Genomic DNA, 17,476 nt, shown 5'->3' with positions numbered 1-17,476 from the left:
AAAAGCCTCAAGTCAGTGTCAAAAATAGTTAGTTCAAAAAAAGAACGTTTTAAGATAAGGGTTTGAATTACATATTTTTTTATTTTTAGTAATTAAAGTAAAAAGCGAAATAACCCGCACCGTGAATGGCAAATCTCTTACAAAGTTTGTTACCGAGATGCGATTGAGCACTTTCGCGTCATAACGCGTATAATCGCCCGCATTGCCTTAATGCGTTTTCTGGAGTGTCACCTTGTCTGAATTGAATTACCACGTTACCCACTTTGTCATGAGCGCGCCGGATATCCGCCATCTGCCTGCCGATACCGGAATTGAGGTGGCTTTCGCTGGCCGCTCGAACGCGGGAAAATCGAGTGCGCTGAATACGTTAACCAATCAGAAGGGTCTGGCGCGTACCAGTAAAACGCCGGGACGTACGCAGCTGATTAACCTGTTTGAAGTGAAAGAAGGTAAGCGTCTGGTCGACCTGCCCGGTTACGGTTATGCCGAAGTCCCGGAAGAGATGAAGCTGAAGTGGCAGCGCGCGTTAGGTGAATACCTGCAAAAACGTCAGGCGCTGAAAGGACTGGTTATCCTGATGGATATCCGTCATCCGCTGAAAGATCTCGACCGGCAGATGATTCAGTGGTCAGTGGAAAGTGGCATTCCGGTGCTGTTGCTTCTCACTAAAGCAGACAAACTGGCCTCAGGTGCCCGTAAAGCGCAGCTCAATGTCGTGCGTGAAGCCGCACTCGAATTTGTTGGTGATGTGCAGGTAGAGCTCTTCTCATCGCTGAAGAAAATCGGCGTGGATAAGGTTCGTCAGAAGCTGGACAGCTGGTTTAATACGCTTGAACCTGCGGTTGAAGATCAGGACGCGGAAGAGTGAGTGGCAACCTTGTGCCGGTGATGCTGACGGTACAAAAAGCCCAATAAAAAACGCCCCAGTCACAGAATGACTGGGGCGGCTAAATTCAGCCAAATCCGATTACGTGAAGTAAAAGGTCTGAAAGATAGAACATCTTACCTCTGTACCCTACGCGACGAACTTTACCTGATTTTCTGTGCGTGACAAAGGCTTTTTTGTTGCTTACTTACATGAAACAGGACTTTTTTTACCATGCACGTCACAAAAATAGCGTTGCGATGTAGTTTAATGACGAAAAAAGTGTTTAGACCATAAGCAGTTAGAAAAGCGTTTTCTCTCAGTGCCAGCGTTAACCACGCTAAACCGGTCAACTAAACGATTTTCTTATACCTGATTCAGGGCCGGTTCTGTTCTTCAGAACCGACCACACGCATCGAATCAGTGGGCTTCATCCCAGTTGTCACCCACACCGACTTCAACCAGTAAAGGTACGTCGAGTTGCACGCTACCTTCCATCAGCGCACGGATTTTCTGGCTCGCCTCTTCAACCGCCCCGGCTTTGACTTCGAACACCAGTTCATCGTGAACCTGCATGATCATTCTGACGGCATTGTCGTTTTGCTGTTCCAGCCAGTTATCCACGGCAATCATTGCCCGCTTAATGATATCCGCTGCCGTTCCCTGCATCGGCGCATTGATCGCGGCACGTTCAGCGGCTTTCCGGCGAATGGCGTTACCGGATTTAATATCGGGCAGCCACAGCCGACGGCCTTCCAGCGTTTCGACATAGCCTTTACTCGCCGCCAGCTGGCGTGTGTTCTCCATATAGCGCAGGACGCCCGGATAGCGTTCAAAGTAGAGATCCATATACTTTTTCGCTTCACCCGCACCGATATTCAGCTGACGCGACAGGCCAAAGGCGCTCATGCCATAAATCAGACCAAAGTTGATCGCTTTGGCGCTGCGACGCTGTTCGCCGCTGACCTTATCCAGCGCCACGCCAAACACTTCCGATGCCGTCGCGCGGTGAATATCTTCGCCCTGGGCAAAAGCGTCCAGTAATCCTTTGTCCTGAGAGAGATGCGCCATGATACGCAGTTCGATTTGTGAATAGTCTGCCGCCACAATGCGATGGCCTTTGGCCGCTACAAATGCCTGACGGATTCGGCGTCCTTCATCATTACGCACCGGAATGTTTTGCAGATTCGGATCGGCAGAGGATAAACGTCCGGTTGCGGTGACGGCCTGATGATAAGAGGTATGTACCCTGCCACTGATCGGATTGATCATCAGCGGTAATTTATCCGTATAAGTAGACTTAAGTTTGGATAAGCCGCGATGCTCCAGAATCACTTTGGGTAACGGATAATCAAGTGCCAGCTCGGCTAACACCTCTTCGCTGGTTGAAGGCGCGCCGCCTGGTGTTTTCTTCGTGGGCTTGATGCCCTGTTTTTCAAACAGGATCACCTGAAGCTGCTTGGTGGATGAGAGGTTGAAAGGTTCCCCTGCCAGCTCATGCGCTTTTAACTCAAGCTCAGCCAGGCGGGCCGTCAGCTCTTTCGAGTGCTGCGCCAGAATAGACTGATCGATCAGCACACCGTTGCGCTCTATACGCGAAATCACCGTCAGTAACGGCATCTCAATCTGTTCAAAGACTTTTTTCGGGCCCGCTTCTTTCTCCAGCTCTGGCCACATCTTCAGATGCAGCTGCAGGGTCACATCTGCATCTTCTGCAGCGTAATGAGATGCCTGCTCTAACGCGATTTGATTGAACGTCAGCTGATTTTTGCCTTTACCGGCGATCTCCTGGAAGGTCACGGTTTTATGGTTAAGCCAGCGAGCGGCCAGGCTATCCATGTCATGTTTGCCCACCACGCTGTTGAGGATATAGGACTCAAGCATGGTGTCGAATTTGATACCGGCCAGTTCAATGTCGTAGTTTTTCAGCACGCCGCGATCGTATTTCAGGTTCTGGCCAACTTTCCATGCGCTCTCATCTTCCAGCAAGGGCTTGAGCTGTGCCAGAACGGTAGCGCGATCCAGTTGATCAGGCGCATCAAGATAGTCATGGGCAACCGGCAGATAGGCGGCTTCACCGGGCGCCACCGCGAAGCTGATGCCGACGATGTTAGCGCTCAGGGTATCCAGCGCGTCGGTCTCCAGATCAAACGCAAAGACTTCGCTGTTTTTCAGCTTCTCCAGCCAGCTATCAAAGAGATCCTGATCCAGAATGGTGACATAACCCTCGGTCGGTAACACGCTGCTGGTTTCAGCCACCGGGGCCGGTTCATCGGCCTGCGCTTTTTGCGCCTGCGTAGTGCTCTTTTTACCCTGCAGCCATTTACCGTCCTGCAGGTCACTCAGCCAGCGTTTGAACTCGTAACGACTGAACAGGGCCTGCAATGCCTCTGTATCGGGTTCAGTGACTGTGAGCTCTTCACAGGGCAGCGCCAGCTCAACGTCTGTCTTAATGGTCGCCAGCTGATAAGAGAGAAACGCCACATCACGATTCTGCTCAAGTTTGGTCGCCATGGTTTTGGCACCACGAAAGCCGAGATCGGCCACTTTGTCCAGATTGTCATAGATCGTCTGCATGCTGCCCAGCCCCTGCAGCAACGCCTGTGCCGTTTTCTCACCGACGCCTGGCACGCCAGGAATGTTATCGGAGCTATCACCCATCATGGCAAGGAAATCGATGATCAATGCGGGTGGAACACCATATTTCTGCTCAACCTCTTCTGGTCCCAGAATGGTGTTGCTCATAGTGTTAATCAGCGTGATGGCGGGCGTGACCAGCTGCGCCATATCTTTGTCGCCGGTGCTGATCAGTACTGAGATACCCTTTTTCTCCGCTTCCAGCGCCAGCGTACCGATGACATCATCAGCCTCGACGCCGCTCACAGCCAGCAACGGCAGCCCCATCGCCCGCACCATCTCATGCAGCGGCTCAATTTGTGCACGGAGCTCGTCAGGCATCGGGGGACGGTGAGATTTGTAATGCTCAAACAGCTCGTCCCTGAAGGTTTTGCCTTTGGCATCGAACACCACAGCAACGTGACTCGGATTGTATTGCGCCAGCAGGCTTTTCAGCATGTTGAGCACGCCGTACATGGCGCCAGTGGGTTCACCTGCACTGTTGGTCAGCGGCGGAAACGCGTGATACGCGCGATAAAGATAGGATGAGCCATCGACCAGAATCAGGGGATTTTCTGCTATTTGCGCCATAAGTCTGTGTAGTCTTCGTTGCTATGAGTTGGGCTATAAGGATGCCACAACCAGGCAGAAATGGTGAACTAAGGCGTGCCACGTCTGGAGTTTTTCACGCTTTTGGGGACAGGATCGCAACGATCGTTCTGTGGATAACTTTGTGCGTAAAAATTATAACGCGCTGTTTTTCAGGAAAATAAATAATCGACACTTGAATAAAAACCATAAATTTCATTGGCTTATTTAATTTCCGTGACCCGATCGCTATTTTTAATAGCGCGATCCCTTGTGTGGATATTAAATTTATGCCCTGGAGATGGACAAAAATTGGCCCGTTGTTCAAAGGCATAAAAAAAACGCCAGCAGAGCTGGCGTTTAACGGGGGTGTGAGGCTGATTACTTCTGGCTTACCAGGAATTTAACCACGTTCGCATAGTCTGCGACGAAATTATCCATAGAGCTGGTATCAAGACCGCCGTTGTTAACCATGTATTTGCCATTCACGAAAATAGCAGGCACACCACGCAGATCAACATCAGCAGCGGCTTTTTGCTGCTGCGCAACCAGCGCTTTTACGGCGAAGCTGTTCCAGGCTGCATCATAGTCCGCCGCAGAGATACCGGCCGCTTTGACAAAGGTCTCTTTCAGACTGGCAGGATCGGTGATGGTCTGCGTTTTCTGAATGCCATCGAAGATCGGTGCTGTCACTTTATCTTCAACGCCCAGCGCCATCGCGACAGCCCAGGCCTGGGTCACGACCGGCCCCAGCTCTCCACCGAGAAAATCGACGTGGTATTTCACCATCTTAGTGTCAGCAGGCAGATTCTTTTTCACCGCGTCATTGACGTGATAAATACGTTCAAACTGATAGCAGTGCGGGCAGAAGAAGGAGAAGAACTCCATCACCTGAGGTTCGCCGGCCACAGGTTTAGGCAGACTCACATATTGTTTACCTTCAGTGAACTGGGCAGCAGATGCGCTGAATGCCAGCACTAAACCCATCAGTGCAAACCAAATTTTTTTCATCGTGAAAAATTCTCCTGACTACGTCATTAATATTGCGGTGTCAGCTGCAGAGGAGGTTCCTGCAACAGCTTCTCCTGCTCGGTAAAGAGTGAAATTTGCCTGCGCCAGAAATCTTCATCTGTCATCCAGGGGAAAGCGCGCGGAAAAGCGGGATCCTGCCAGCGTCGGACAACCCAGGCCAGATAATAAACCATGCGCATGGCGCGTAAAGGTTCAATCAGTGACAATTCATTAATATCAAAATCACTGAACTCACTGTACGCCTCCAGCAGTATATCCCATTGAATACGCTGTTCCTGACGATCGCCGCTGATCAGCATCCAGAGATCCTGCACGGCCGGGCCATTACGGGCATCATCCAGATCGACAAACAGCGGTCCGTCACGCCACAAGATATTACCCGGATGGCAGTCGCCATGTAATCGTAGCGGCTGCCACGTGGTGTGCCACTGTTGTTGCAGCGTGTTTCCCAGCTTATCGATAGCCTGTAGCAGTGCGACTTTAAGCGATGCAGGCACTAACAGAGAGTGCTCCAGCACCTGCCGGGGTTCATGCAGATATTCATCCAGACCGATGGCAGGCCGATGCCTGAACAGCGCTTTACGCCCGGTCTGATGAATGCGGCCCAGGAAGCGGCCTACCCACTCCATCTGATCTTCGTTGTCTGTCTCATATTGTCGTCCGCCCAGGCTGGGGAATACGGCAAAGAAGAAGCCAGCGTGACTATGCAGTGTCTCACCCTTTAACCGCAGTGGCGCCGCGATGGGCACTTCGTCAGTCAGCAGATCAAGTGCGTACTGATGTTCTTCAGCAATCTGTTCGGCACGCCAGCGCTGTGGGCGATAAAACTTCGCAACATAGCGGCGTTTTTCGTCGTCGCTGAATTGATAAACCCTGTTCTCGTAGCTGTTCAGGGCTGTCAGACCCGATTCGACGCGAATTCCTGTTTCCCAGAGCGCATCAAGCAACACGTCGGGATTCAATGTCTGGAAATTAAAAGCAGCGTCGCTCATCATGTTACCTGTAGTTGCCCTTGCAAATAGCAGCCAAGGATAACACTACTCGTCCTGTTTAATGACACCCCGTGCGCGGAGCAGTGCTGTTTTGAAATCAACTTCATAGTCTTTTTTCAGGCCCGGGATCTCATCATCGCTGGCTGAGTCACGCATCTTGAGATGGTAAATTAATACATCATCGGTTAATTCACTTAACGGGCCACGGAAACCAGATTCCTGAGCCAGTTTCTGCAAAAATGTGACCAGATTAAGATCAGGCTCTTTTTGCCAGGCGGGTTGCAGCAACTCGATTAACTCGTTTAAACGATGGCATTTCATTCAGATTTCTCCTTTCACAGTGCGTCATCAGCGAGGGCACAGTCATGACAATGTTAACCGGCATCATTCTGGCCGGTGGTCAGGGCCGCCGTATGGGTGGTCAGGACAAAGGGCTAGTACAGCTGGATGGCAGGCCGCTTTATCAGCATGTCCTTGAACGGCTCAGGCCACAAGTCGACATTGTCATGATTAATGCGAATCGTAATATTGATCGCTATCAGTTAAGCGGATGTCGGGTTATTCAGGATGTTTTTGATGATTATCCCGGTCCGCTGGCCGGGATCTACAGTGGGTTGCTCGCCATCGACGGTGAATGGGCCGCTTTTTGCTCCTGCGATACGCCTGCAATACCTCTCAACTTCGTCGAAAAACTGCTCCATCAACGCGAAGAGGCGCCGGCAGTCTGGGTACGTTCACAGTCGCGCGATCATCCTACGCTGGCGCTGATTCATCGGGAAATGGCTGCACCTCTTTATGACTATCTTCAGGCTGGAGAACGACGTCTTATGCATTTTCTGCGCGACCACGGTGGCCATGCTGTCCGGATGGATGAGGATGAGGCTGCCTTCCGCAATATCAATACGCCTGATGACCTGAACAACAGAGGCTGACATGTCATTACCTATACTTGCCATTGTGGGCTGGAGTGGAACCGGGAAAACGACGCTATTGCAGCAGGTGATACCGATTCTCGGCGATAAAGGTATCCGCGCAGGATTGATTAAACATACCCATCATCAGATGGATGTGGATACGCCAGGCAAAGATAGCTATCTGCTCAGAAAAGCGGGTGCCAGTCAGGTAATATTGGCCAGTTCAGAGCGATGGGCATTGATGTGTGAGACGCCGGAAAAGCAGTCGATTAATCTGCCTTATCTGCTCAGCCGCATGGATCACGCTACGCTTGAGGTCGTGCTGGTCGAAGGCTTCAAAGATGAACCCGTACCTAAAATTGTTTTATGGCGGGCCGGGATCAAGGGCGGGATCGAGGAACTGCTTGATGAGCAGGTAATCGCTGTCGCCAGCGACCAGAAATTAACGCTGAACGTGCCAGTTCTGGATATAAATCGTCCGGACAGCGTTGCAGACTTCATTGCCGACTGGCTTGAAAAACGCTGAAATGGATGTTGTGATGCAGTTTTTCACGATCTGCAGACGTAAAAAAGCCCCGCACTTCCGTGCGGGGCTTCTTCACTTATTTAATGCCTGGCAGTTCCCTACTCTCGCATGGGGAGACCCCACACTACCATCGGCGCTACGGCGTTTCACTTCTGAGTTCGGCATGGGGTCAGGTGGGACCACCGCGCTAAAGCCGCCAGGCAAATTCTGTCTCCGCGCCGCCCATAAGGCCGCGCAGAATATCCGGTACAGGCTGAAAATTGTGTCTCTCAAAAACGCCTCTGGCGTTGTAAGGTTAAGCCTCACGGGTCATTAGTACCGGTTAGCTCAACGCATCGCTGCGCTTACACACCCGGCCTATCAACGTCGTAGTCTTCAACGTCCCTTCAGGACTCTCAAGGAGTCAGGGAGAACTCATCTCGGGGCAAGTTTCGTGCTTAGATGCTTTCAGCACTTATCTTTTCCGCACTTAGCTACCGGGCAATGCCATTGGCATGACAACCCGAACACCAGTGGTGCGTTCACTCCGGTCCTCTCGTACTAGGAGCAACCCCCCTCAATTCTCCAGCGCCCACGGCAGATAGGGACCGAACTGTCTCACGACGTTCTAAACCCAGCTCGCGTACCACTTTAAACGGCGAACAGCCGTACCCTTGGGACCTACTTCAGCCCCAGGATGTGATGAGCCGACATCGAGGTGCCAAACACCGCCGTCGATATGAACTCTTGGGCGGTATCAGCCTGTTATCCCCGGAGTACCTTTTATCCGTTGAGCGATGGCCCTTCCATTCAGAACCACCGGATCACTATGACCTGCTTTCGCACCTGCTCGAGCCGTCACTCTCGCAGTCAAGCCAGCTTATGCCATTGCACTAACCTCACGATGTCCGACCGTGATTAGCTGACCTTCGTGCTCCTCCGTTACTCTTTAGGAGGAGACCGCCCCAGTCAAACTACCCACCAGACACTGTCCGCAGCCCGGATCACGGGCCTACGTTAGAACATCAAACATTAAAGGGTGGTATTTCAAGGTTGGCTCCACGCAGACTGGCGTCCGCGCTTCAAAGCCTCCCACCTATCCTACACATCAAGGCTCAATGTTCAGTGTCAAGCTGTAGTAAAGGTTCACGGGGTCTTTCCGTCTTGCCGCGGGTACACTGCATCTTCACAGCGAGTTCAATTTCACTGAGTCTCGGGTGGAGACAGCCTGGCCATCATTACGCCATTCGTGCAGGTCGGAACTTACCCGACAAGGAATTTCGCTACCTTAGGACCGTTATAGTTACGGCCGCCGTTTACCGGGGCTTCGATCAAGAGCTTCTCCTTGCGGATAACCCCATCAATTAACCTTCCGGCACCGGGCAGGCGTCACACCGTATACGTCCACTTTCGTGTTTGCACAGTGCTGTGTTTTTAATAAACAGTTGCAGCCAGCTGGTATCTTCGACTGGCTTCGGCTCGGGGAGCAGGTCCCTCCACCTACGCGCCAGCGTGCCTTCTCCCGAAGTTACGGCACCATTTTGCCTAGTTCCTTCACCCGAGTTCTCTCAAGCGCCTTGGTATTCTCTACCTGACCACCTGTGTCGGTTTGGGGTACGATTCTGTGTTACCTGATGCTTAGAGGCTTTTCCTGGAAGCTGGGCATTTATCACTTCAGCACCGTAGTGCCTCGTCGTCACGCCTCAGCGTTAATAAGCGTCCGGATTTACCTGGACACTCCGCCTACACGCTTAAACCGGGACAACCGTCGCCCGGCTGATATAGCCTTCTCCGTCCCCCCTTCGCAGTAACACCGAGTACAGGAATATTAACCTGTTTCCCATCGACTACGCCTTTCGGCCTCGCCTTAGGGGTCGACTCACCCTGCTCCGATTAACGTTGAACAGGAACCCTTGGTCTTCCGGCGAGCGGGCTTTTCACCCGCTTTATCGTTACTTATGTCAGCATTCGCACTTCTGATACCTCCAGCATGCCTCACAGCACACCTTCGACGGCTTACAGAACGCTCCCCTACCCAACAACGCATAAGCGTCGCTGCCGCAGCTTCGGTGCATGGTTTAGCCCCGTTACATCTTCCGCGCAGGCCGACTCGACCAGTGAGCTATTACGCTTTCTTTAAATGATGGCTGCTTCTAAGCCAACATCCTGGCTGTCTGTGCCTTCCCACATCGTTTCCCACTTAACCATGACTTTGGGACCTTAGCTGGCGGTCTGGGTTGTTTCCCTCTTCACGACGGACGTTAGCACCCGCCGTGTGTCTCCCGTGATAACATTCTTCGGTATTCGCAGTTTGCATCGGGTTGGTAAGCCGGGATGGCCCCCTAGCCGAAACAGTGCTCTACCCCCGAAGATGAGTTCACGAGGCGCTACCTAAATAGCTTTCGGGGAGAACCAGCTATCTCCCGGTTTGATTGGCCTTTCACCCCCAGCCACAGGTCATCCGCTAATTTTTCAACATTAGTCGGTTCGGTCCTCCAGTTAGTGTTACCCAACCTTCAACCTGCCCATGGCTAGATCACCGGGTTTCGGGTCTATACCCTGCAACTTAACGCCCAGTTAAGACTCGGTTTCCCTGCGGCTCCCCTATACGGTTAACCTTGCTACAGAATATAAGTCGCTGACCCATTATACAAAAGGTACGCAGTCACCCCCATAAAGAAGGCTCCCACTGCTTGTACGTACACGGTTTCAGGTTCTGTTTCACTCCCCTCGCCGGGGTTCTTTTCGCCTTTCCCTCACGGTACTGGTTCACTATCGGTCAGTCAGGAGTATTTAGCCTTGGAGGATGGTCCCCCCATATTCAGACAGGATACCACGTGTCCCGCCTTACTCATCGAGCTCACAGCATGTGTGTTTTTGTGTACGGGAGTATCACCCTGTACCCTGCGACTTTCCAGACGCTTCCACTAACACACAAGCTGATTCAGGCTCTGGGCTGCTCCCCGTTCGCTCGCCGCTACTGGGGGAATCTCGGTTGATTTCTTTTCCTCGGGGTACTTAGATGTTTCAGTTCCCCCGGTTCGCCTTGCAGCACTATGTATTCATGCTGCAATGATGCACAGAGTGCACCGGGTTTCCCCATTCGGACATCGACGGCTGTAGCGGTTCATATCACCTTACCGTCGCTTTACGCAGATTAGCACGTCCTTCATCGCCTCTGACTGCCTGGGCATCCACCGTGTACGCTTAGTCGCTTAACCTCACAACCCACAGGCGTTTTACAACGCTGCGAATTGCAAGCATTTGAGAGACTCGAACGCATCGCCAAATCATTCCTTATTACGGAGGAATGACGCGCTGCGTCGTTTCAATTTTCAGCTTGTTCCGGATTGTTAAAGAGCAAATATCTCAAACGCGGCCCGGCTGCTTACGCAACCAAATCGGTTTTGAGATACTGTATGGAGACACCTTTCACCTGTCACCAAGCAGGTGGCGTCCCCTAGGGGATTCGAACCCCTGTTGCCGCCGTGAAAGGGCGGAGTCCTAACCGCTAGACGAAGGGGACACAAAAGTGTCACGACTTCGCAGCCGTCCTGCTCATTACTTTTTATCAGACAATCTGTGTGGGCACTGCGCGGGAAGGTATCTTCAGGTAAGGAGGTGATCCAACCGCAGGTTCCCCTACGGTTACCTTGTTACGACTTCACCCCAGTCATGAATCACAAAGTGGTAAGCGCCCTCCCGAAGGTTAAGCTACCTACTTCTTTTGCAACCCACTCCCATGGTGTGACGGGCGGTGTGTACAAGGCCCGGGAACGTATTCACCGTGGCATTCTGATCCACGATTACTAGCGATTCCGACTTCACGGAGTCGAGTTGCAGACTCCGATCCGGACTACGACGCACTTTGTGAGGTCCGCTTGCTCTCGCGAGGTCGCTTCTCTTTGTATGCGCCATTGTAGCACGTGTGTAGCCCTACTCGTAAGGGCCATGATGACTTGACGTCATCCCCACCTTCCTCCGGTTTATCACCGGCAGTCTCCTTTGAGTTCCCGACCGAATCGCTGGCAACAAAGGATAAGGGTTGCGCTCGTTGCGGGACTTAACCCAACATTTCACAACACGAGCTGACGACAGCCATGCAGCACCTGTCTCACGGTTCCCGAAGGCACTAAGGCATCTCTGCCAAATTCCGTGGATGTCAAGAGTAGGTAAGGTTCTTCGCGTTGCATCGAATTAAACCACATGCTCCACCGCTTGTGCGGGCCCCCGTCAATTCATTTGAGTTTTAACCTTGCGGCCGTACTCCCCAGGCGGTCGACTTAACGCGTTAGCTCCGGAAGCCACTCCTCAAGGGAACAACCTCCAAGTCGACATCGTTTACGGCGTGGACTACCAGGGTATCTAATCCTGTTTGCTCCCCACGCTTTCGCACCTGAGCGTCAGTCTTTGTCCAGGGGGCCGCCTTCGCCACCGGTATTCCTCCAGATCTCTACGCATTTCACCGCTACACCTGGAATTCTACCCCCCTCTACAAGACTCAAGCCTGCCAGTTTCAAATGCAGTTCCCAGGTTAAGCCCGGGGATTTCACATCTGACTTAACAGACCGCCTGCGTGCGCTTTACGCCCAGTAATTCCGATTAACGCTTGCACCCTCCGTATTACCGCGGCTGCTGGCACGGAGTTAGCCGGTGCTTCTTCTGCGGGTAACGTCAATCGATAAGGTTATTAACCCCATCGCCTTCCTCCCCGCTGAAAGTACTTTACAACCCGAAGGCCTTCTTCATACACGCGGCATGGCTGCATCAGGCTTGCGCCCATTGTGCAATATTCCCCACTGCTGCCTCCCGTAGGAGTCTGGACCGTGTCTCAGTTCCAGTGTGGCTGGTCATCCTCTCAGACCAGCTAGGGATCGTCGCCTAGGTGGGCCATTACCCCGCCTACTAGCTAATCCCATCTGGGTTCATCCGATAGTGAGAGGCCCGAAGGTCCCCCTCTTTGGTCTTGCGACGTTATGCGGTATTAGCCACCGTTTCCAGTGGTTATCCCCCTCTATCGGGCAGATCCCCAGACATTACTCACCCGTCCGCCACTCGTCACCCAAGAGCAAGCTCTCTGTGCTACCGTCCGACTTGCATGTGTTAGGCCTGCCGCCAGCGTTCAATCTGAGCCATGATCAAACTCTTCAATTTAAGTTTGATTTGCTTAAACAAGTTAAGCGGTGCTCATCTGTAAAACGTCATAATGAATTTCATTATGTGTTCACTCGTGAGGCTTGATATTTTTTTACGTCCGGAGACGCTGATATCAATCCTGCGAGTGCCCACACAGATTGTCTGATAAATTGTTAAAGAGCAGTGCGAACAGTGCGTTAGCGTCCTGTCGCGAGGTGGCGTATATTACGCTTTCCTCCTGCAGAGTCAACCTCTTTCTCAGAAGTTTTTCTCCGGCGGCGCAGTCTCCTGTGCCTCTCAACCCGCTTCCCGTTGCCGGTGTTCCGTGTCGATGGAGGCGCATTATAGGGAGTTTCCGCGGGCTGACAAGCGTTTCTTTGAATTAATTTGCTGAGCGCATCTTTTTTAAACGAACGGCTTAAAAAGAGACGTTTCATGACGGAATAACGCACAAAAATCGCCATTAAACGTTGTAAAGAGACCTGCCGTTGCTTAATGCGGGTGCTATTATTTTGCTTCTTCTCGCAGGATAACCCCAGGAAGGATACTCAATGATAAAATCCGCGCGCAGCATGGCTGGTTTGCCATGGATAGCTGCCATGGCCTTTTTCATGCAGTCACTCGACGCCACCATACTGAATACTGCCCTGCCCGCTATCGCCACCAGCCTCGACCGTTCTCCTCTGGCCATGCAATCCGCCGTCATCAGTTACACCCTGACTGTCGCTATGTTGATTCCGGTCAGTGGCTGGCTCGCCGATCGCTACGGCACGCGCAAGGTATTTATCGTTGCCGTTTCGCTGTTCACCCTAGGCTCGCTGGCTTGTGCACTTTCTCCCACACTCCAGGTACTGGTCATCTCGCGCATCATACAGGGCGTCGGTGGCGCAATGATGATGCCGGTCGCGCGACTGGCGCTGTTACGCGCCTATCCGCGCAGTGAGCTGTTGCCGGTGCTCAACTTTGTCACCATGCCGGGATTAGTTGGCCCGATACTGGGTCCAATGCTGGGCGGCGTGCTGGTGACCTACGCGACCTGGCACTGGATTTTCCTGATTAATATCCCGATTGGCATTCTCGGCATTATCTACGCACGCAAATATATGCCGGACTTCACCACGCCTAAGCGCCGCTTCGACTTTTTCGGCTTCTTATTGTTCGGGGCCGGACTGGTGATGATCTCGATTGGGATTGAGCTGTTTGGCGAACGAATTGTTTCCGCCTGGCTGGCGGGCGGGATATTACTCAGCGGGATTGTGCTTTTGCTTCTTTATATAGTGCATGCCCGAAATCACCCTTCGCCACTGATCAATCTGCCGATGTTTAAAACCCGGACGTTCTCAGTGGGCATCGGTGGCAACATCGCGTCACGTCTTGGCACCGGCTGTGTGCCCTTTTTGATGCCGCTCATGTTGCAGGTCGGCTTTGGCTATTCAGCGATTATCGCGGGCTGCATGATGGCACCCATCGCCATTGGTTCAATACTGGCGAAGTCGACGGTGACGCAACTGCTGCGCTGGCTGGGTTACCGCCGCCTGCTGGTTGGCATTACCGCCATTATTGGCATTCTGATCGCCAGCTTCTGTCTGCAGTCGCCCGCTGAAAGCATCATTGTGCTCTTACTTCCGCTGTTTATTCTCGGCATGGCCATGTCTACGCAGTTTACCGCCATGAATACCATCACCCTGGCCGATCTGAATGATGATAACGCCAGCGGCGGTAACAGCGTGCTGGCCGTGACTCAGCAGCTAGCGATCAGTTTTGGTGTGGCCGTCAGCGCCGCGGTGCTGCGCTTCTACCAGGAGTTTGAAACCAGCACCATTTCACAGTTCCATGCCACGTTTATGACCATGGGCGTGGTAACAGTACTGTCGGCGCTGACCTTTATGCTGCTGAAAAACGGCGATGGCCGTAATCTGATCAGTAATCGCGACAAAAAGAAAAAGCGCTAAACCGATCCACGCACCACCAGTTCCGGCGTCAGCACCAGCGTTTGCTGACTGGCGTGGGGATTGCTGAGACGATGGAGCAGGGTGTCTATCGCCAGTTCACCCAGCGCATCTTTCGGTTGATGAATGGTACTCAGTGGCGGAGTGAGATAGCGCGCCAGTTCGATATCGTCATATCCCATTACCGCCATCTGCTGCGGAACCTGCATGCCGGCCTGGTAAAGTGCGTGATAAACGCCCACCGCCATGGCATCGTTGCTGGTGAAAACCGCTTCCGGCGGCGTTTCCAGCGCCAGCAGTTCGACCATCCCGTTGTAGCCTCCCTGGAATTCAAAGTCACCATTCACCACATAGCCGGGCAGAATCGCCAGGCCACTCTTTGTCATGGCGTTGCGATAACCTTCCAGGCGCATACGAGCCGGGGTTTTATCCTGTGGACCGGCGATACAGGCGATGCGGGTATAACCACTGTCGATAAGATGCTGAGTCGCCAGCTCCCCGCCCAGCAGCGCGTTATCCTGAATAATGTCACCACGGCCTTCAAACGGCGCCCAGTCCATCATAACGGCAGGTATAGAGGGATAACGGTTCAGAATGTCGGCCGAGGGCAGGTGACTTTCCGTACACATGATCAATAAACCGTCGACGCGCTTCTGCATCAGCGTTTCCAGGCTGCGGTTCATCCGCTCTTCATCACCTGCCGTGTTACAGAGAATCAGGCTGTAGCCACGCTGATAGCAGCTCTCCTCCACACCCCGCACCACTTCGGCATAAAATGGGTTACTACTGGTGGTCAGCAGCATACCGATCGTGTGCGTCTGATTGATTTTCAGACTGCGCGCCAGCGCAGAGGGGGCGTAATTCAGATGGCGGATGGCCTGCTCAACTTTTTCGCGCACGCCTTCACTAACAAAGCGATTGTTATTGATAACGTGCGAGACAGTGGAGGTAGAGACGCCCGCCAGGCGAGCGACATCTTTCATGGTGCTCAAATGCTTAGCCCTGCTGCTGCAAAAATTCATCGATCTCCGCGCGCCACGGCACGGAGGGCTGCGCACCCGAGCGGGTAACGGCGATAGCAGCGGCGGCATGGGCAAACCGCACCGCGTCATACATCGTTTTCTGCTCCAGTCGCGCGGTGATAAAAGCGCCATTAAAGGTGTCGCCCGCCGCGATGGTGTCGATAGCTTTAACACTGAAGCCAGCAATACGCTGACCTTCTCCCTGCTCGCTCAGCCAGACCCCGCGGCGACCCAGAGTAATCAGAACCGTGCCGATACCTTTCGCATGCAGTACTGCCGCAGCGCGGGCGGCATCTTCATCGTTGCTGACCGCAATGCCGGTCAGACTCTCGGCTTCGGTTTCATTCGGGGTAATAATGTCGATCAACGCCAGCAGTTCATCTGAGAGCTGGGTGGCGGGTGCAGGATTGAGAATAACCTGCGTCTGATGCTGTCGGGCAAGCGTCGCGGCGGCCAGCACACTTTCCAGCGGTGATTCCAGCTGCATTAATAGTGCATCGGCGTCGGCGATAATCTGCTGATGGCGCGTCACGCAGGCGGGTGTTAACGCCGCGTTTGCACCGGAGTAGATGCCGATGTTGTTCTCACCGTCACCATTGACGAAAATCATCGCCACGCCGGTTGACTCACCCTCGACCACTTCGACCGGCGTGGTATCAATATTGTCCTGGGCCAGTTGCTGACGAACACGTTCACCAATGTCGTCAGCGCCCACACAGGCGATAAATGCGATATCGGCACCAGCACGACCGGCGGCGACAGCCTGATTCGCACCCTTACCGCCAAACGCAATCTGATAATTCTGCCCGATCACCGTTTCACCGGGACGAGGAAAGTGCGCCAGATTAAGGATGTGGTCAGCGTTAATGCTGCCAAGAACGGCCAGTTTTGCGTTTTTGCTCATTAGGGGAGTCCGGAATAAGTGCGCCACCAGGAGGGTGGCGCAGTGCCCTGCTTTTCTTTGAGTTATTGAGTGACCAGCTTCAGGTCGACCGGGTTGATCGCCTTCACTTTTTCACCCTTCAGCACTTTATCAGCGGTATCTACGCCGATCATGCCAATTTTGTCTGGCATCTGTGCCACGGTCGCGGACAGTTTGCCACCTTCTACCGCTTTAACGCCATCAGCAGTACCGTCAAAACCAACGACGATCACACCAGTTTTACCGGCGGTCTGCAGCGCACGCAGTGCACCCAGCGCCATTTCGTCGTTCTGAGCGAATACGGCCTGAACGTCCGGGTGTGCCTGAAGCAGGTTCTGCATGACGTTCAGACCTTTGGTACGGTCAAAATCGGCTGGCTGGCTGGCGAGGATCTGGAATTTATGCGCATCAGCGGCCTGTTTGAAGCCTTCGCCACGCTCACGGGCGGCAGAAGTCCCGGCAATGCCCTGCAGTTCAATAATTTTGGCGCTTTCGCCGACTTTTTTGGCGATGAAGTCGCCGGCCATTTTACCGCCGAAACGGTTATCGGAGGCGACGTGGCTGACAACGGTGCCCTGTGCCGCAACGCGATCCAGCGTGATCACCGGGATGTTCGCCTGGTTAGCCATCTTCACCGCATTGCCCACAGCATCAGAGTCGGTTGGGTTGATCAGCAGCAGTTTGGTGCCGCGAACCGTCAGATCCTGCACGTTAGCCAGCTCTTTCGCCGGGTTGTTCTGTGAATCCAGCACCACCAGGTTGTAGCCCAGCTTGTCCGCTTCTTTCTGCGCGCCCTCTTTCAGCGAAACAAAGAACGGGTTATTCAGGGTTGAAACCACCAGCGCGATAGTATCTTTGGCCATAGCGCTGCTACTGAGCGTTGCGCCAAGGATCACGGCCAGTGCGGTTAACTTTTTCATCATGTCATCCTGTGT

At 53.1% G+C, this 17,476-nt stretch carries 12 protein-coding genes, 1 tRNA gene and 3 rRNA genes; 4 read left to right on the top strand and 12 right to left on the bottom strand.

Annotated features, from left to right (window positions below):
- Nucleotides 1-232 precede the first annotated feature (232 nt).
- Nucleotides 233-868, top strand: a complete 636-nt coding sequence (gene yihA, locus ACXKZD_RS00440; protein ID WP_010258448.1) for a ribosome biogenesis GTP-binding protein YihA/YsxC — start codon at nucleotides 233-235, stop codon at nucleotides 866-868.
- An 85-nt stretch (nucleotides 869-953) separates the two neighbouring features.
- Here the strand turns inward: yihA and spfP are convergent, their stop codons facing one another.
- From spfP to ACXKZD_RS00415, 5 genes are all read right to left on the bottom strand, one after another.
- Nucleotides 954-1,001 (bottom strand): small protein SpfP, encoded by a 48-nt coding sequence (gene spfP, locus ACXKZD_RS00435; protein ID WP_071892919.1) that lies wholly within the window; start codon nucleotides 999-1,001, stop codon nucleotides 954-956.
- Between the two features lie 284 nt (nucleotides 1,002-1,285).
- Nucleotides 1,286-4,072 (bottom strand): DNA polymerase I, encoded by a 2,787-nt coding sequence (gene polA / locus ACXKZD_RS00430; RefSeq protein ID WP_033759283.1) that lies wholly within the window; start codon nucleotides 4,070-4,072, stop codon nucleotides 1,286-1,288.
- Between the two features lie 378 nt (nucleotides 4,073-4,450).
- A complete protein-coding gene (gene dsbA / locus ACXKZD_RS00425) occupies nucleotides 4,451-5,080 on the bottom strand; it encodes a thiol:disulfide interchange protein DsbA (protein ID WP_010672112.1) in 630 nt (209 codons plus the stop codon).
- Between the two features lie 26 nt (nucleotides 5,081-5,106).
- Nucleotides 5,107-6,093 carry a serine/threonine protein kinase gene (locus tag ACXKZD_RS00420; RefSeq protein ID WP_033759286.1) on the bottom strand — a complete coding sequence of 329 codons (987 nt, stop codon included), beginning with the start codon at nucleotides 6,091-6,093 and terminating at the stop codon, nucleotides 5,107-5,109.
- Between the two features lie 45 nt (nucleotides 6,094-6,138).
- A complete protein-coding gene (locus ACXKZD_RS00415; RefSeq protein ID WP_033759287.1) occupies nucleotides 6,139-6,414 on the bottom strand; it encodes a YihD family protein in 276 nt (91 codons plus the stop codon).
- Nucleotides 6,415-6,458: 44 nt separating this feature from the next.
- Between ACXKZD_RS00415 and mobA the strand changes: the two genes are divergently transcribed.
- Both mobA and mobB read left to right on the top strand, forming a co-directional pair.
- Nucleotides 6,459-7,025: a molybdenum cofactor guanylyltransferase MobA gene (gene mobA, locus ACXKZD_RS00410; RefSeq protein WP_033759289.1), complete on the top strand. Its 567-nt coding sequence runs from the start codon at nucleotides 6,459-6,461 to the stop codon at nucleotides 7,023-7,025.
- 1 nt (nucleotide 7,026) lies between these two features.
- Entirely contained in the window at nucleotides 7,027-7,533 is a 507-nt protein-coding gene (gene mobB, locus ACXKZD_RS00405) for a molybdopterin-guanine dinucleotide biosynthesis protein MobB (protein WP_033759293.1), read from the top strand.
- 85 nt (nucleotides 7,534-7,618) lie between these two features.
- Here the strand turns inward: mobB and rrf are convergent.
- The 4 genes from rrf to ACXKZD_RS00385 form a co-directional block, all read right to left on the bottom strand.
- A 5S ribosomal RNA gene (rrf, locus tag ACXKZD_RS00400) occupies nucleotides 7,619-7,734 on the bottom strand.
- A 90-nt stretch (nucleotides 7,735-7,824) separates the two neighbouring features.
- Nucleotides 7,825-10,733: ribosomal RNA gene (locus ACXKZD_RS00395) — 23S ribosomal RNA — on the bottom strand.
- A gap of 230 nt (nucleotides 10,734-10,963) precedes the next feature.
- Nucleotides 10,964-11,038, bottom strand: a tRNA-Glu gene (locus tag ACXKZD_RS00390).
- Between the two features lie 88 nt (nucleotides 11,039-11,126).
- Nucleotides 11,127-12,666, bottom strand: a 16S ribosomal RNA gene (locus ACXKZD_RS00385).
- Together the 16S, 23S and 5S rRNA genes with 1 tRNA gene alongside form the textbook arrangement of a ribosomal RNA operon.
- Before the next feature lie 533 nt (nucleotides 12,667-13,199).
- Here ACXKZD_RS00385 and mdtD point away from each other — a divergent pair.
- Entirely contained in the window at nucleotides 13,200-14,600 is a 1,401-nt protein-coding gene (gene mdtD, locus ACXKZD_RS00380; RefSeq protein WP_157354141.1) for a multidrug transporter subunit MdtD, read from the top strand.
- On the opposite strand, the gene rbsR is transcribed toward mdtD, so the two are convergent.
- The 3 genes from rbsR to rbsB all read right to left on the bottom strand — a co-directional run bounded on the left by rbsR (nucleotide 14,597) and on the right by rbsB (nucleotide 17,461).
- The gene (gene rbsR / locus ACXKZD_RS00375; protein WP_488982097.1) at nucleotides 14,597-15,580 is read right to left on the bottom strand and encodes a ribose operon transcriptional repressor RbsR; all 984 of its coding nucleotides are present in this window, start codon (nucleotides 15,578-15,580) and stop codon (nucleotides 14,597-14,599) included. The genes mdtD and rbsR overlap by 4 nt on opposite strands.
- Nucleotides 15,581-15,593: 13 nt before the next feature.
- Complete coding sequence (rbsK, locus tag ACXKZD_RS00370; RefSeq protein WP_060681381.1) at nucleotides 15,594-16,523, bottom strand: ribokinase; 930 nt, start codon at nucleotides 16,521-16,523, stop codon at nucleotides 15,594-15,596.
- Nucleotides 16,524-16,585: 62 nt separating this feature from the next.
- Nucleotides 16,586-17,461 carry a ribose ABC transporter substrate-binding protein RbsB gene (gene rbsB, locus ACXKZD_RS00365; RefSeq protein ID WP_236352259.1) on the bottom strand — a complete coding sequence of 292 codons (876 nt, stop codon included), beginning with the start codon at nucleotides 17,459-17,461 and terminating at the stop codon, nucleotides 16,586-16,588.
- Nucleotides 17,462-17,476 lie beyond the last annotated feature (15 nt).

This window comes from Pantoea sp. ABR1s (assembly GCF_057812235.1).
This window is presented reverse-complemented; position numbering and strand designations above follow the sequence as displayed.

Bases quoted from the DNA above. Each gene is read 5' to 3' on its own strand.
- polA (WP_033759283.1), bottom strand. From the start codon at position 4,072: ATGGCGCAAATAGCAGAAAATCCCCTGATTCTGGTCGATGGCTCATCC.
- dsbA (WP_010672112.1), bottom strand. From the start codon at position 5,080: ATGAAAAAAATTTGGTTTGCACTGATGGGTTTAGTGCTGGCATTCAGC.
- ACXKZD_RS00420 (WP_033759286.1), bottom strand. From the start codon at position 6,093: ATGAGCGACGCTGCTTTTAATTTCCAGACATTGAATCCCGACGTGTTG.
- ACXKZD_RS00415 (WP_033759287.1), bottom strand. From the start codon at position 6,414: ATGAAATGCCATCGTTTAAACGAGTTAATCGAGTTGCTGCAACCCGCC.
- mobA (WP_033759289.1), top strand. From the start codon at position 6,459: ATGACAATGTTAACCGGCATCATTCTGGCCGGTGGTCAGGGCCGCCGT.
- mobB (WP_033759293.1), top strand. From the start codon at position 7,027: ATGTCATTACCTATACTTGCCATTGTGGGCTGGAGTGGAACCGGGAAA.
- mdtD (WP_157354141.1), top strand. From the start codon at position 13,200: ATGATAAAATCCGCGCGCAGCATGGCTGGTTTGCCATGGATAGCTGCC.
- rbsR (WP_488982097.1), bottom strand. From the start codon at position 15,580: ATGAAAGATGTCGCTCGCCTGGCGGGCGTCTCTACCTCCACTGTCTCG.
- rbsK (WP_060681381.1), bottom strand. From the start codon at position 16,523: ATGAGCAAAAACGCAAAACTGGCCGTTCTTGGCAGCATTAACGCTGAC.
- rbsB (WP_236352259.1), bottom strand. From the start codon at position 17,461: ATGAAAAAGTTAACCGCACTGGCCGTGATCCTTGGCGCAACGCTCAGT.